The organism is Acinetobacter sp. NBRC 110496 (assembly GCF_000876115.1).
Lineage (GTDB): Bacteria > Pseudomonadota > Gammaproteobacteria > Pseudomonadales > Moraxellaceae > Acinetobacter.
This window is the reverse complement of record NZ_BBTF01000020.1, coordinates 18,220-32,373: the sequence shown is the minus strand read 5'-3', so window position 1 is coordinate 32,373 and position 14,154 is coordinate 18,220. Positions and strand designations below refer to the sequence as shown.

The 14,154-nt window shown below is 40.3% G+C and carries 12 protein-coding genes; 1 reads left to right on the top strand and 11 read right to left on the bottom strand.

Annotated elements, in window-relative coordinates:
- The 9 genes from Aba26S_RS11415 to Aba26S_RS11375 form a co-directional block, all read right to left on the bottom strand.
- A complete protein-coding gene (locus Aba26S_RS11415; RefSeq protein ID WP_005243444.1) occupies positions 1–897 on the bottom strand; it encodes a hypothetical protein in 897 nt (298 codons plus the stop codon).
- Positions 875–2,722 (bottom strand): hypothetical protein, encoded by a 1,848-nt coding sequence (locus Aba26S_RS11410; RefSeq protein ID WP_043972028.1) that lies wholly within the window; start codon positions 2,720–2,722, stop codon positions 875–877. The genes Aba26S_RS11415 and Aba26S_RS11410 overlap by 23 nt, the downstream gene beginning before the upstream one ends.
- Positions 2,723–3,973, bottom strand: a complete 1,251-nt coding sequence (locus tag Aba26S_RS11405) for a glycosyltransferase family 2 protein (RefSeq protein ID WP_005243439.1) — start codon at positions 3,971–3,973, stop codon at positions 2,723–2,725. It lies immediately after the preceding gene.
- Positions 3,960–4,865 (bottom strand): hypothetical protein, encoded by a 906-nt coding sequence (locus tag Aba26S_RS11400; RefSeq protein ID WP_043972026.1) that lies wholly within the window; start codon positions 4,863–4,865, stop codon positions 3,960–3,962. The genes Aba26S_RS11405 and Aba26S_RS11400 overlap by 14 nt, the downstream gene beginning before the upstream one ends.
- Entirely contained in the window at positions 4,865–5,614 is a 750-nt protein-coding gene (locus Aba26S_RS11395; protein ID WP_005243436.1) for a hypothetical protein, read from the bottom strand. The genes Aba26S_RS11400 and Aba26S_RS11395 overlap by 1 nt, the downstream gene beginning before the upstream one ends.
- A 182-nt stretch (positions 5,615–5,796) precedes the next feature.
- Entirely contained in the window at positions 5,797–7,239 is a 1,443-nt protein-coding gene (gene phrB / locus Aba26S_RS11390) for a deoxyribodipyrimidine photo-lyase (protein WP_026040237.1), read from the bottom strand.
- Between the two features lie 118 nt (positions 7,240–7,357).
- Entirely contained in the window at positions 7,358–7,840 is a 483-nt protein-coding gene (locus Aba26S_RS11385) for a peptidylprolyl isomerase (protein ID WP_004652066.1), read from the bottom strand.
- Between the two features lie 127 nt (positions 7,841–7,967).
- Positions 7,968–9,254: an NAD(P)/FAD-dependent oxidoreductase gene (locus Aba26S_RS11380; RefSeq protein WP_043972023.1), complete on the bottom strand. Its 1,287-nt coding sequence runs from the start codon at positions 9,252–9,254 to the stop codon at positions 7,968–7,970.
- A gap of 94 nt (positions 9,255–9,348) precedes the next feature.
- A complete protein-coding gene (locus Aba26S_RS11375) occupies positions 9,349–10,668 on the bottom strand; it encodes a D-alanyl-D-alanine carboxypeptidase PBP6B (RefSeq protein ID WP_005243433.1) in 1,320 nt (439 codons plus the stop codon).
- A gap of 437 nt (positions 10,669–11,105) precedes the next feature.
- Here Aba26S_RS11375 and Aba26S_RS11370 point away from each other — a divergent pair, with 437 nt between their 5' ends.
- Positions 11,106–12,809 (top strand): M61 family metallopeptidase, encoded by a 1,704-nt coding sequence (locus Aba26S_RS11370; protein WP_043972020.1) that lies wholly within the window; start codon positions 11,106–11,108, stop codon positions 12,807–12,809.
- Between the two features lie 36 nt (positions 12,810–12,845).
- Here Aba26S_RS11370 and uraH read toward each other — a convergent pair whose 3' ends face one another.
- Both uraH and Aba26S_RS11360 read right to left on the bottom strand, forming a co-directional pair.
- Positions 12,846–13,247, bottom strand: a complete 402-nt coding sequence (uraH, locus tag Aba26S_RS11365) for a hydroxyisourate hydrolase (RefSeq protein ID WP_005243427.1) — start codon at positions 13,245–13,247, stop codon at positions 12,846–12,848.
- 120 nt (positions 13,248–13,367) lie between these two features.
- Entirely contained in the window at positions 13,368–14,060 is a 693-nt protein-coding gene (locus Aba26S_RS11360) for an outer membrane protein (RefSeq protein ID WP_005243425.1), read from the bottom strand.
- Between the last annotated feature and the right edge of the window lie 94 nt (positions 14,061–14,154).

The window sequence follows — 14,154 nt, the reverse complement described above, 5'->3', positions numbered from 1 at the left end:
TTATGATGTTGTCTTTGTGCTAAAGCCATATTTAAGCTTATACCATAAGGCAACACTATAGACGCTGAAACGGTTCATATAATGTGGACCATCAAAAATATATACGGTTTGTCCTTCATAGGCCTTGAGCTGTTGAATGATTTCCCATGGATAAGCTGAACGGAATTGTCCTTCCTTTACAGGACGGAAGGCTTCTAGGACAATCACGATTTTATCTTTCCCAAACTCTTTTTGTAAGTCATCTAAAACTGCCCGTGCTTGCTGAGGGGTACGGGTGCCGACACCAACACCATCTTGAAAGAATACACCAGTGTGATTGGGTAACCAGCTTTTTAACCAAGAATCCAAGTGCTCTGGCATTTGTTCAGCGCTGTAAATACTAATCCAGAGTGGTTTTGGTAAAGTTCGAATTGCTTTGGCAAGGTCATCCACACAGATCCAGGTGGGATCGGCCTCGACTGGAAAATAATATCCCTTAAGTGCGATATTATTTGTATTCTGAATAATTTTTTTGGATTGTTCGGCAAGTTGTAATACATTGGAACGTGCTTGTTTTTCATCATACTCTCCAGCTAAGCCGAGCAGAATATTTTGTGCCCATGTTTTTTGCTGGAGCTTTTTTAGATTAATATTTTTATCCCATTTTTCCAGACCAAGATCATGGTCTAGCCATGATCTGGATTGCACCACAGACCATTGGGGAACAAACGTAGAGACACCGAGCAGATCCCAGTTACCATTTGGTGGGGTTGTGTCTAAGTCTGGCTGCCAAAATATACCTTCAATGTGTGGAGGCTGCACATCTGTTTCAATATGAGCACAACCTCCTAAAAACAAGAGGGTTGATAAAGCGAGTGTAGTTAAAACTGTTGATTTATTCAGCTTTATTTTTAGCATTTGGTCTTTTTCGCCAGTACCAGAGCAAGATTGCCAAAACCATGATAGCAGAGATTATAACAACCAAGATAAAGAATGATGATTGTTTAATAAGAGGCGCTTTTTGATTTCCGACAAGAATCTTTTGTAAAATAAAGACTTGCCCACTTTCGGTGACCAGTATTTTACTGGCATTGTTGGGAATATTCTGTTGAATTTTCTCCCATAATTTGCTGAAGTTTTGCGCACCTTGAATGGAGTCGGTAATAATATCAAACCGTTGGTCATGGAAACTGACTAAAAAACCATTCGCTGTTGCAGGTGGGTAAAGTGTATTTTGATGCATTAAAACTTGTTGACGATAAATATTGGCATTCACCTGAACATTGAGAAGCTCTGGTTTATTCGGATCCAATTTCACCAGATTTAAGGGAATTGGATCATTGGTCATGAGCATTTTCTTTGCCACTTGACTGGTGGTCATCGCAATTTCCAGACTTCCAGCATTGCCATCAATGGCGATGGTTGGATGTGTTGCAAAGCTCATTGACAGTGAAGCAACCCCATTTTTAAGCTTATGGGGTAATTTTACCGTCGATTTTTGTGTATCAATCCACAGAGAACCTTTGGCTGTTGGTAAACATTGTGAGTTTACAATCACAGAATTTTCAAGTTTTAGATTAAAGGTTGTGTTATTTGAAATGGTTTTCGCAAAATAGTTAAATTGGCGATTCACTGGATCTGAATCTAAGTTGGCTGTTTTTAAACTGCCTGCCAGTCCACCATCAATCCATGTGGTAATGTTGGAACCTTCCAGTAATCCACTTTGGACTCGTAGCGCAATTTGCCCTTGTAAAATATCTGTGGGTTGCCAGACGGCAGGGAAATTCAGGAACAGGTTTTTTTCAGCCTGATTTAAACGGAAATCACTGATACCTAAGTCTGCCAAGGTATGGATTTGTCTTATTTTAGCCCACTCTGGTGCGGCAAGTTTATTTGGCAGGAACGTTGCAGAGGTATCCAGTTGTTGTAAATAATCTGGATTGAGTAAGCCATTGATTGCCGAGACCAGTTTTTCTGGCTGATCATATTGAATTTGTAATGTAGGAATATCATTTGTGCTACTGATTTGAACCAGTGTTCCTTTTGGTAAGGCAGTTGCTGATTTGATAATTTCAATATAAAAGTTTGGGTTTTGTTCTGCGGGCGCATTCTGTTCATACCACTGAATCGGAGTGACAGAACCCCAAGCACTCATTAAACGTCCTAACATCGAAGCTTCATTGACATTTGCTAGGTTGTATTTCAGTACCCCGACAAAAGGTGCAGGACGAACGACTTGAGGGTTAAACAAAGCGTCAGGTAAATCTTTGAGGCGATAAATCGGTCGGTGACGAATATACTCAATTTTGGAATTACTTAAATAAGTCACTTGATCCACATCTTCACTACAGAACGTGGTTTTATCAGCAGCTGGAGAGGTTGTGGGGGAGTATTGCTGTAAAATAAAATCTAAACGATGAAAACCACTTTGAGTAACTGGAATATTGAAACTTAGAGTACCGTCACCATTTAAGGTGGTGTTGTAGATCAGTTTATCATCCAGTTTGACCAAAAGGGTGGTGAAATGCTCAGTAGAATAATCACTGATGAAGCGGATATTTTGCCATTCAGAACCTTTCCCCACATAAAAGAAGTGTGGCTCGATGGTGTATTTATTGGAGGTATTGATATTATCAAACTTCCATGTATTCAAGGTATCTGCCGATGCAAAGATGGGCAAGGAGAGAGCAACACTTGCAACGAAGACTTTGAAGAGCGGATGATGTAAAGTTTTATTTTTCATTTATTTTTTCTCCTTGCTACGCTCAGTTTTATACCATTGTAATGAATTGCCTTGGATCTTATTTTTGAGCATGTCATAAGCAGCTTTAAACACGATAAATAAGAACACTTGTGAATACGTAACGTAAGATAAGACTGAGAAGAAATAGAGTTGAGGTTTGGCTTTTTCTAAAGATAGAGTGAACCACATTTGCGCCACATATAAGCAGAAGGATAAGCCCCAGAGCAGGGTAAATGGCCCTGGAACAGTAATCCCTGCGATACCAAGTAGACCTAAAGCTAAGGTGATATGACTCCAGATCAGCGCTGGAACAAACAACACATAGCACATGATGTTATTGAAGATTTCGATACCAATTGGAAAAGGTTTTCTGAGCGCAATTGGAAGATACTTACTGGTGACGTAGAAGTTACCTTGAGTCCAGCGTGAGCGCTGTTTGATAAAGACACTTAATGATGGAGGGTCTTGCTGCCAACCCACGGCATAAGGAACCCACTTAATGCGTCTTTGTCCAAGGAAGATACGAAAGCTCATCTCTGTATCATCTACCAAGGATTTTTCATCAAATCCTCCCAGCGTTTCCAAAGCATCTCGCCAAATGACATAGTTTGTCCCCATGAGGGTGGAAAGTTCGAAACGCTGCCAACGGCCGCCTTGAAAAATCCACTGAAAGAAAATGAATTCAATCGCAATAAAACGGGTCAAAATACTGTCTCGCCAGTTACGGGTACGAACTTTACCATTTACTGCAACTAATTTTTTATCTGCCATTAAGGTTTGAGCTAAGAGACGGACACAGTCAGGTTCTGGAGTACTGTCAGCATCGTAGACCACAATCAGCTCCCCCTTGGCATGGGGTAAACCATTATTCAGGGTACGGGATTTTCCTTTACCTCCCATTCCTTTGGGCACATTGACAATTTTAATGCAGGGGTAAATGGCAGCCATACGTTCGGCAATTTCCAAAGTATTGTCTTTAGAACCATCATTAATCAGTAGTACTTCATAGGCATGTGCTGGATAATCCTGCTGTGCAATGGCATGTAAGGTATCTTCAATGACGACTCCTTCGTTATAAGCGGGAATCAAGACACTTAAAACGGGCCAATGTTCAGGCACAGGCAAATTTTCGAGTTCTTTCGCCGCATTTTTAGAGTATTTCCATGCCTGAAAACTTAGCCAAGCCCAGAATGCTTGTGGAATCCAGATCCCAAGAAAGCCAAATAAGAAAAGAATATCAATTGCGGGCATTTATTCTTCTCCTGCGGATAATTGAAATAATCAGGATCAGCAATAGTCCACCACCAAGTAATAATGAAATCCAAGAAATTGAACTTCCAAAAGTACTCAGCAGGCTTGGATAATGCGCTGAATAAATATAGTCGAGCGGGATAACGACAGTACTCAGAGTAATCAGGATATAGCCCCATAGGCTCGTTTCTATACCCTCTTGGGTACTGGTAAACTGGGTACGATTCAAATCCCAAGAAATCCCAAGCTGAGGGTATTCGATGTTATTGAGCGGCATACCGAGCGGTGGATTAATCACGACTTGGTACCCCGTACTTTGTGAGGGATCGGTAATAGCCTGATAAAAATAGTGTTGATGATGTTGAATTTTTCGTGCAGGAATCGGCAATTCATCAGGGCTATTCGATTGAATGATATAGCTGCCAGCAGGTTGAGCAATGATGTTTTCATCCCAACCTGTTTCAATTAGTGCAGCGAGAGGACGTAATCCAATTGCCGTTGAAAAAGTGGCTTTGGCAGCAAAATATTTTGAATGGGTCATTTGATAGAAAGCTATGGGAATGGCGCCTTGATTGACCGCTTTTTTGATTTCATAATATTTAATCGCACTAAAATATTCATTTGGTAAAATCACACCAGGCCTAATCCCTTTGGCAATCAATTGCTTAAAACTTTCTGAGTTTAATTGGTCAGATGTAAATATTGGCCACCATGTAGCGGGTTGGGGGAAAAGTTCCGCAACGGTTTGTGGGGTTTCAAGCTGAGTACTCGAGTCCGTTTTGGCAAGCTGAATATTACAATGATAGTACTGTTGATAAAATTGCTGTAGGGTCGTATCAGGAAACTGGCTGGTGGCGACCAAGATACCGCAAATGTTGAGCAGTAAAGACATTAGCGCACCTCACTGCTTGCAGGAGCCAGGTATTCTATATGTTGTTCAATGTTGAGTTTAAGTACAGTGAGTGCCTGAAGATCTTGAATAAATAAGGGGTAGCTTTGATGTTCATCAAGTGTTGAATCGTGTATGACAATACTTTTAATTTCACTGAGTTCTTCATTAATAAAATGGTAAATTACACTATCTCGTTCATTAGACAGGATTGCCATAATTTTATTTTGCGTTTCTTTCCAGATATCCTCACCCAGCATTTCACGAATAAGTACAGTATTGTTGATATGGGTACTAATAATTTTATAATGATCTTTCTGCGTTAATTTTAAAAGCTTTCTGAGTTCAACCTGAAAATGCGTTAGCGCTGTTAATGGCAAAATATCATGTTGATAATTACGGTCATAGCTTTGGATTGCACGGAAACTTTTAAGGGCATTTTGAATATTATGACGGATTGCGCTGAGAAAAATTGGAGTAATTGGCAGAACAAACAATAACAAAAGTTGGCGTTCAATATAGGTTTGATTGGCCAAATCAAGAAAGAAATATACTGCAACGCCAATAAAGGTAATGAGCCCTAGCAGTAATGCCATGCCAACGTTGAGGAATGCGCCAGCGATTAAGAGTAAAAGTAGAAAAACCCAACTTCCACGATAACTTGCGGGTAACCACTCATACGCCACTATACCCATAAAGATTTGAGCTGAAATAATCCATAAGACGAGTGCAGGAGCTGGATTTTTTTGCATAATAATTTTATTTTAATAAATGTCTTTTATAACCAAGTTAGCATTATTTTACGGTTTTTACGACAGTTTTTCTGTTGTTGGCTTTGTAAAATAATTTTATAAACAGTTACATACAGTATAGTATGTATTTCTTTAGAACAAAAAACATCCAAGATAACAGTTTTTTTTATTTTATGTAATCTTCAGGAAGGAAGCTTAAATGCTTCAATTGCACGAAGACGGCTCATTTTTAAATCAACGATTGGCTGAGGATAGTTTATCGATAAGCCCTGATGCTTTGCATAAGGTTCATGGATTGTTTTGTGATCAAGCTGGGCCAGTTCTGGAACCCATTGACGAATATATTCACCTTCTGGATCAAATTTCTGTGATTGAGTGATAGGATTAAATACTCTGAAATAGGGTACAGCATCGGTTCCTGTGGAGGCACACCACTGCCATCCACCATTATTGGCAGCCAAATCCCCATCAATCAAATGCTGCATAAACCACTGTTCGCCTTTACGCCAGTCAATCAGCAAGTTTTTGCTTAAGAACATGGCACAGATCATACGAACACGATTATGCATCCAACCTGTTGCGAGCATTTGCCGCATGCCTGCATCAATAATTGGAATTCCAGTTTGGCCTTGTTGCCATTTTTTTAAAGCAATAGGATCATCCCGCCAGCGGATTTTTTTAGTGGCAGCTTGAAAGGGCAGATGTTTTGAAACCTGAGGGAAGTCAAACAGGACATGTTGATAAAACTCGCGCCAAAGTAATTCATCTAACCATGTTTGTTGGCCTTCAGACTGAATTTCAAAATGGCCATGCTGTTGCCGAAATAGCGCTTGTAGACATTGGCGAATGGAAATAATTCCGATATTTAAATAGGCTGAAAGCTGACTAGTTCCCGCTACAGCAGGAAAATCTCGTGCCGTTTTATAGCCAGCCAATTGTTTATCAATAAATTGATCGAGTAACATGAGTGCGTGTTGCTCGCCCACTTGCCATTCAGTATAGCGAGTGGTTGATATCTGTTGAATATAATTGCTATGCAGTTGCTGAAGATCACTCTGTTGAAAAAGCGAATCGTCCAGTGCTATAGGGTGTTGAGTCTGAGGTGCTGGGTAGCATTGTGGCAAACCATGCTGTAAACGTTGATAGCAGGTTTTCTTAAATGCACCAAAAACTTGATAGGGTTGATTAGATTGGTTGCGAATCGAAGCGACAGGAAATAGGGTTCGGTCATGGAAAAGTATCAATTCTTTTTGTTGCTGATTCAAAAATTTTTGTACAGACTGGTCCCGTTTTAATTCATTAACTGCTAGCTCGATGTTGGCATAAATATTATGGATAGGAATGCGTTGGGCAAGTTGCTTGAGAAAATCAGGGATGTCCTTCCAGAGTGGGATGATTTGCACTAATAAGGGAATATGCAAATGTTCAAGTTGCTGTTTTAAGGCTTGGAGTTGGCGTAGATAGAACTCAATTTTAATGGGTGCATCGTGATGTAACTGCCATTGTTCCGGTGAGAGGATCACCATTGCAATACAGGGGCCAGCTTGAGTCGCATGCCAAAGTGCAGCATGGTCATGAATTCTTAGGTCCTGACGGAACCAAATCAATTGATAAGCAGTAGACATCATTAAGCTATTTTAAGAAGAGAATATCTAGACCTTAAGCGATTTTTTAATTTTGTAAAAGTATTGGCAATAAAAAAGCAAAGCCGAAGCTTTGCTTTTCCATCTAATTCAAAAAGAATTAGTGGTGGTGACCACCTGCACCATGAACATGGCCGTGATCTAATTCTTCTTGAGAAGCATCACGGATTTCAACGATTTCAACTTCGAAAGTAAGATCTTGACCAGCAAGTGGGAAGTTCGCATCAACGATGATGTTGTCGCCTTCAATTGCTTTAACGGTTACGATTTGAACACCGTCATCAGTTTGAGCTTGGAACTGCATACCTGGTTGGATGTTGTCCACGCCTTGGAACATTTGAGCTGGAACTTCTTGAACTAAGTCTGGGTTATATTCGCCATAACCTTCAGCAGCTGGAACGTTTACAGTGAATTTTTCACCAACAGTTTTACCTGTAAGTGCATTTTCTAAACCAGGAATGATGTTGCCCGCGCCGTGCAAATATGCAAGTGGTTCACCTTGAGATTGGTCAAGTGTTTCACCCTCAGCGTTTGTTAAAGTGTAGTGGAATGAAACCACGTGGTTATTTGCAATAGCAGTCATGTTTTGAATCCATGTCATCAATAGTTTTAAACTGTAATATCATAAAGTGAAAAACAGATTTTGTTGACCATTTTCCACTTTTTGAAACGATTTAGTCAAATATTGAGACGAAATATCAAATTTCAACTCAATACAGTTTAATTTTTGGACGGACACGACGCGTTAAAAAATCTTTCATGGTGAGCATGCCTGCTTGAGTATAGCCATGAATATTGGCCTGATGCAGTCGATATAACGAGACGTACATGGTTTTGGCAATAAAACCTTGTACGCTTACATCACCCAGCAACTCTCCTACAGCTTGATTGTGGCTAAGTGACACTAGAGATCCTTTCTCGTTAAATGTGAACATTGGTTGAGGCGAGCCAGATAAACGTGCAGCCATTGCATCGACCAAAAAAGTGGCCTGCTGACTTGCTACTTGGGCACGTGGTCCTAATGGTGGCTGACGTGCATCAAGTTGACAGTTGGCACAGTCACCGAAAGCAAACACATTGGGATCAGAGTAGGTTTGTAAGGTTGCATAGACCATTAAGCGATTGATTTTGTCACGTTTAAAATCATGGAAGGATTCTAGGACTTTGGGTGCTTTTACACCGGCTGCCCATACTGTAATATCTGAGTGTAAGACACTGCCATTACTAAAATAGACATTTGATTCATCAACCTTTTGTACTTTATGTTGGGTCAGAATTTCAATCCCCATTTTCTTCAGTTGTTTGGCACTATGTGCAGCGGTTTTCTCTGTGAGGGCAGGCAAAATACGATCAGAAGCTTCAATCAGGGTAATTTTGACTTGTTTAGGGTCAATTTTCTTTAGACCATACCGATAGAAGTTTTTGGTGGTTTCAATCAGTTCTGCTGCCAGTTCAACCCCCGTTGCACCTGCACCTACGATTCCAATATTTAAGGCACGTTCATTTGGCTGACTTTGTGCTTCGATATAGAGATGGAACAAATCTTGTTGGAAGATATCGGCCTGTTGACGACTATCGAGAAAATGGCAATGTTCACGTACACCTTCTGTGCCGAAGTCATTGGATACGGAACCGACAGCAAGCACAAGTGTGTCGTAGTTTAGCGTCTGGATAAGAGGGGTATGTTCTTTGGAAAGCTGTGGAGGAGAAAGTGTAATTTGTTTTTTATCTTTATTAACATCAACGAGAGTACCAAGGACAAACTCAAAATGATGTTTTTCGGCATGGGCAAAATAATTGGTTTGTTCTTCGTGGGGATTGAGCGAGCCAGCTGCGATTTCGTGAAGGAGAGGTTTCCATATATGCGTGAGGTTTTGGTCGACTAGGGTAATTCGGGCTTTCTTACGTCTCCCAAAACGTTCACCTAGTTGTGTCGCAAGTTCTAAACCACCTGCGCCACCGCCTACAATCACGATATGATGTAAGGTTTTACTCATGATTAACCTAATTTTTTTGTGAAAGGATGGCTGGATTATGCCATCCTTTTTTCAAGATTGTATTGGTAATCTTGATAGAAAAAGTAGGTTTTTTTTAACCTTGATTTAAAGGGTAAACTTTTGGGTTTTTAGTGTCATTTGTTGAAAAAAAACTGAACAGATTAGAAAACCAGATCATGATTTTCTGGAAAATATTGGCTTCCTCAATCTGTACATCATTCTCGATTTGTAAGCTGCGGATCAACTGGTTGTTTTGATAAATTGATACGGTAGCCAAGTTCATAGCTTGTTTTAAAGGTGCAGTTAAGCGTTGTTCATTCAATTCAATATTAATGCGTGTATTGGTAGTTTCAAGAGGTTCAACCGTGGTGACTTGTTGATTGGCATCACTCAAATGAATGCGTTGAGTCAATAAATCAAAGGTATTTAAGTCAATTGGTGTTGTTTGACCATATAAAGAGGTTGTCACAATGGTCGGCTGCTGTGTTTCGACCTTAAATATTTTCAAGGTTGATTTAATCACGGGCAGTTCTGCAATCAATCTTTGCTTAGGAATAACTTCTTCATCACGGGTATAGGTATAAGCCAGGTTCATTAACTTGTGTGCAACCTCAGCACGTTTCACTGCGCTTGGTGTACCTAAAACAACAACGATAAGGCGACGCTTTTCAATTGGTGAATTCAAGGTCGGGCGTTCAGCGGTTAAGGCTAGGTTATAACCGGCTGCCTTGGTGAAGCCGGTCTTTAAACCATCTGCAGTTGGATCCATTTTCAAGGCAAGGTTGGTAGCATGGTGAAAATGCTGGTTATAGCTAAAGCTTGGCATTTTTGAATAATATAAGTATTCAGGAGTTTGCTTCACAATCGCTTTTGCCAACAAGCTGAGATCTGCCGCAGTTGAATAATGATCGGTCATGGTAATCCCAGCAGGGTTGCTGAAATGGGTATCTTTCATACCTAAGGCTTGTGCTTCCTGATTCATTCGCGCAACAAATTGTGGCACGCTGCCCGAGATTTTTTCAGCTAAAGTCACAGCTGCATCATTCGCAGACATCACGATCAGCCCTGCCAAAAGTTGATCAACCGAAATTTGTTCACCAGCTTTCAGATACATTTGTGATTCATCCCACATCACAGTACTCACAACTGGTGTTGCGGTTAGAACTTCTTCTTTACGTAATTTACCGGCTTCAATCTCTTTTAAGGCAATATAGGCCACCATCATTTTAGTAAGAGATGCAGGGGCTCGCTGAACATGGCTATTATGTTCTGCAATGATTTGCCCTGACTGGGCATCAATCACCGACCAAGCTTGAGCTTCAACTGTTTCAGGAGCAATGCTCAGTAAATTTGCATGTGCCAGATTTGCACAGATGAGACTCAACAATGTAAAGAGGGGGAGAAGAAATTTCACGTGAATACCTTGTATAGCCGATCCAGTGGCCTTAAATGTGAGAGGAGAATGCTATGACTTTTTTGTTGAAGAATCTAGGGGCTATTGACATTTTATATATGAATTGCGTTGTAGGCTAAAAATTCATCAGACGAGACATGAAACGCAGGGAATGGCTATTCCCTTGCCAAGTTTCATAACGAAGTATGAGGGTATTTTAGCCCCAACCCTTTGGGACAGGGGCATTTTTTGTCGCTACTACGTTATACCTTGTTCATTTAGAATGACTAAATTTCACAAGACATGCCTTGTATCGCCTAAAAAATCTCCACTGTCGCAACCATAGATAAAGTGACAATAGCCCCTAAACTTTTGCTGACAATTACGACATCTACGCATGACTTTGTAAAAAAATGCTAAGCTGTGCGAAATTGTTCCCATTTTCATGATTAGAAATTATGTTGCACTATCAAATTGAGTTCGACGATTATCGCCAACACCTGATTCATGTCACCTTACGCTTTCTTGCCAATCCAAACCAAGAATTGTGGTTGCCAACTTGGATTCCTGGCAGTTATTTGATTCGGGAGTTTTCCAAGCACATTGAATCAGTGAAGGCCTCTGATGAAGCAGGACGATTACTGAGTATTAAAAAAACCGAGAAAAACCGTTGGCGCTTATTCAATACCGATCATGAACTGATTACGGTTGAGTATGATGTCTATGCGTATGATCTGTCAGTACGCGGTGCCTATGTCGATCAAACTCGTTTGTACGTGAACCCTGCTTGTGTCTGTTTAGGATTAAAAGATCAAGAGCAATCGCCATGTGAGCTGGAAATTTTTCTACCAGATGAGTTAAAGCATTTTCAAATTGCGACTGGTTTGCCAAACAAAAGCTTGGTCAAAGGACGCTTTACTTTAAAATCAGACAATTACGACCAGTTGATTGATAGCCCATTTGAATTGGCTGATCAGACTCGCTTTAGTTTTCAAGCCCATGGCATTCCGCATGAGTTTGTGATTTCAGGAAAACACAGCACCAATTTGACCCGTTTACAAACGGATATTGAAAAGATCTGTCAAACTGAAATTCAGATGTTTGGTTCAGCACCCTTCCAGAACTATACCTTTATGACCATGGCGACAGGAAGTAGCTATGGTGGTCTGGAACATTGCAATAGCACCAGTTTAATTACGCCACGTGATGATCTCCCGAAGGCAGATGAAGCAGTAGAACCATCAAAAGATTACCAACGTTTCTTAGGGTTATGTAGTCATGAGTATTTTCATTCATGGTTGGTGAAGTTTATTCGTCCTGGAAACTTTAGCCATTACGATTTACATAAAGAAGCCTATACCAGCTTATTATGGATTTTTGAAGGTTTTACTTCTTATTATGATGATCTGGTTTTGTTGCGTAGTGGAGTGATTTCACAACAATCATATTTAGATTTATTAAAAGCACAAATTGATCGTTATCTGCAAAATCCTGGGCGTATGATTCAATCGGTTTCAGAGTCGAGCTTTGATGCGTGGATCAAATTCTATCGTCAAGATGAAAATTCGAATAATGCTGGAACCAGCTATTATAACAAAGGCAGTTTAGTGGCACTTTGTTTAGATTTAGGACTACGTTTACGTGGTTCAAACCTTGATGCTTTAATGCGTCGTTTATATGAAAACACCCAGAATGGAATTCAAGTCAATGATCGCACCATTTTTGAATTGTGTAGTGAACTGACAGGCGATAACTGGATTGAGCAGATCAATCATCTAATTAACACGACTGATGAATTACCACTTGATCAACTGTTCCCAGAGTTTGGTTTGAGCTACACCGTTAAAAGTGACAAGGCTTTACCGTTTGGCTTAAAAGTTGTAGATAAAGCTGAAGGGGTTGTAGTGCAACAGCTTCGTCGTGATAGTGCAGCAGCACAAGCGGGTTTATCTGCCAATGATGTGATTGTTGCGATTGATGGTATCAAGGCTTCGGAGAAGCTTTTAGCCAAGTACGCAAAACAACACGGCACATTTACGGTCTATGCATTCCGTCGTGATGAGCTTTTGCAATTTGAACTTCAAGCGGGTGAAAATGAATTGACCACGGTTGAATTAAACGTTGAAGATCAGCAAAAAGTTGATCGTTGGTTGAAGAGCTAAGACTTAGTAAAAAGGACGCGATAAGCGTCCTTTTTATTAGCTCCCACGATAAGTCGAATATCCGTAGGGGCTGAGCAGTAATGGAATGTGATAGTGCGGTAAGGTTCCATCAACTTCAAAAATAACTGGAACTTCAGGAAAAAAACTACTTTGCTTTTGCGCTTTATACCAGTCACCTGTTTTAAAAGTCACTTTATAAATACCCGACTTTAATTGTTGTTGCGTCGGATAAAGGGCAGTAATTCGGCCATTTTGATCAGTTTTGGCCTGATTGATCTCTATCCACTGATTTTTTTGTTGTGCTTCGAGAACAACGGTGACATCAGCAGCAGGTAGACCATTTTGCTGGTTGAGAACATGCACACTCAATGGGTTTGTTGCTGCGAATAAGCTGCTTGAAGCCGATAGTGCGGCGATGGTGAATAGATTTTTATACATAACAATATTCTACCTTTGTTGATCAATGTTTTCGTCTGTATTGCCGTCAGTTGTTGTGAGGGCAATACATGGGCATGGGATAAGAGTGCAAAAAACAATGCTAATCAGTGCTTTAAAATTTTAAAATGAATATCTTGCGCCTAAATAAAAGTCACTTGAATATAGGTGTGCTTTCATCTGTTCATCTTGAAGAGTGCGGGCATTCGTAAAGTTATTTAAACCACTCTCGGCTTTGCCTAAATCGACATAGCGATAACCCAAATCTAGATTTAAATTTTTAATGGCTGTGTAGGTTGTGCCTGCACCTAAGCTATAAACCAATTGTGTTTCGGTATTGGCAAGGTATTGACGTGATATATTGCCTTGCCAACCGGATGATTGTGTACGTGCTATTCCCAAGCCGAGATTGCCGTAAATCGCTACATTTCGGATTACTTCGAAATCACGATAAGCATTTAGCATTAAACGTTGTGTCTCAACTTTGTGATGATTGAAACTCGTGGGAAAATTGGTTGAGCCGCTAGTAAACTCAGCATCATTTTTAAAGGTGTATTCAGCTTCTGTACGCCAGCCATTGCCAAAATCATAGCCAAATCCAAGAGATGTATTGATTAAATCATCCTGATCGTTACCTGTTACAAATTGACCAATCCCTGGGCGTAAACTGGTTTGCATATTCTTCGCCTTTAGCTCCGCAGCAGTCACTTTTGCCGAGACAAAATAGCCCGTAAGATTGGTATCTTGGGCAGAGCTGAGTGATACGCTGGTAAGTAAAATAGAAGAAAAAGTAAGGCGAGTAATTAGGTTGTCCATATTCATTTTCCCAAAATCAAACAAGGCGACTGAGTAATAGAAAATCTTTATTTCCTCAGGACATGGTAAAAAGAAATGAATTTGATCATGATGA

What these genes read in the sequence shown, in the direction of transcription:
- Aba26S_RS11385 (WP_004652066.1), bottom strand. Translation starts at nt 7,840, where the DNA reads ATGACTGCTATTGCAAATAACCACGTGGTTTCATTCCACTACACTTTA.
- Aba26S_RS11360 (WP_005243425.1), bottom strand. Translation starts at nt 14,060, where the DNA reads ATGGACAACCTAATTACTCGCCTTACTTTTTCTTCTATTTTACTTACC.
- Aba26S_RS11400 (WP_043972026.1), bottom strand. Translation starts at nt 4,865, where the DNA reads ATGTCTTTACTGCTCAACATTTGCGGTATCTTGGTCGCCACCAGCCAG.
- uraH (WP_005243427.1), bottom strand. Translation starts at nt 13,247, where the DNA reads ATGTATAAAAATCTATTCACCATCGCCGCACTATCGGCTTCAAGCAGC.
- Aba26S_RS11410 (WP_043972028.1), bottom strand. Translation starts at nt 2,722, where the DNA reads ATGAAAAATAAAACTTTACATCATCCGCTCTTCAAAGTCTTCGTTGCA.
- Aba26S_RS11415 (WP_005243444.1), bottom strand. Translation starts at nt 897, where the DNA reads ATGCTAAAAATAAAGCTGAATAAATCAACAGTTTTAACTACACTCGCT.
- Aba26S_RS11380 (WP_043972023.1), bottom strand. Translation starts at nt 9,254, where the DNA reads ATGAGTAAAACCTTACATCATATCGTGATTGTAGGCGGTGGCGCAGGT.
- Aba26S_RS11405 (WP_005243439.1), bottom strand. Translation starts at nt 3,973, where the DNA reads ATGCCCGCAATTGATATTCTTTTCTTATTTGGCTTTCTTGGGATCTGG.
- phrB (WP_026040237.1), bottom strand. Translation starts at nt 7,239, where the DNA reads ATGTCTACTGCTTATCAATTGATTTGGTTCCGTCAGGACCTAAGAATT.
- Aba26S_RS11370 (WP_043972020.1), top strand. Translation starts at nt 11,106, where the DNA reads ATGTTGCACTATCAAATTGAGTTCGACGATTATCGCCAACACCTGATT.
- Aba26S_RS11395 (WP_005243436.1), bottom strand. Translation starts at nt 5,614, where the DNA reads ATGCAAAAAAATCCAGCTCCTGCACTCGTCTTATGGATTATTTCAGCT.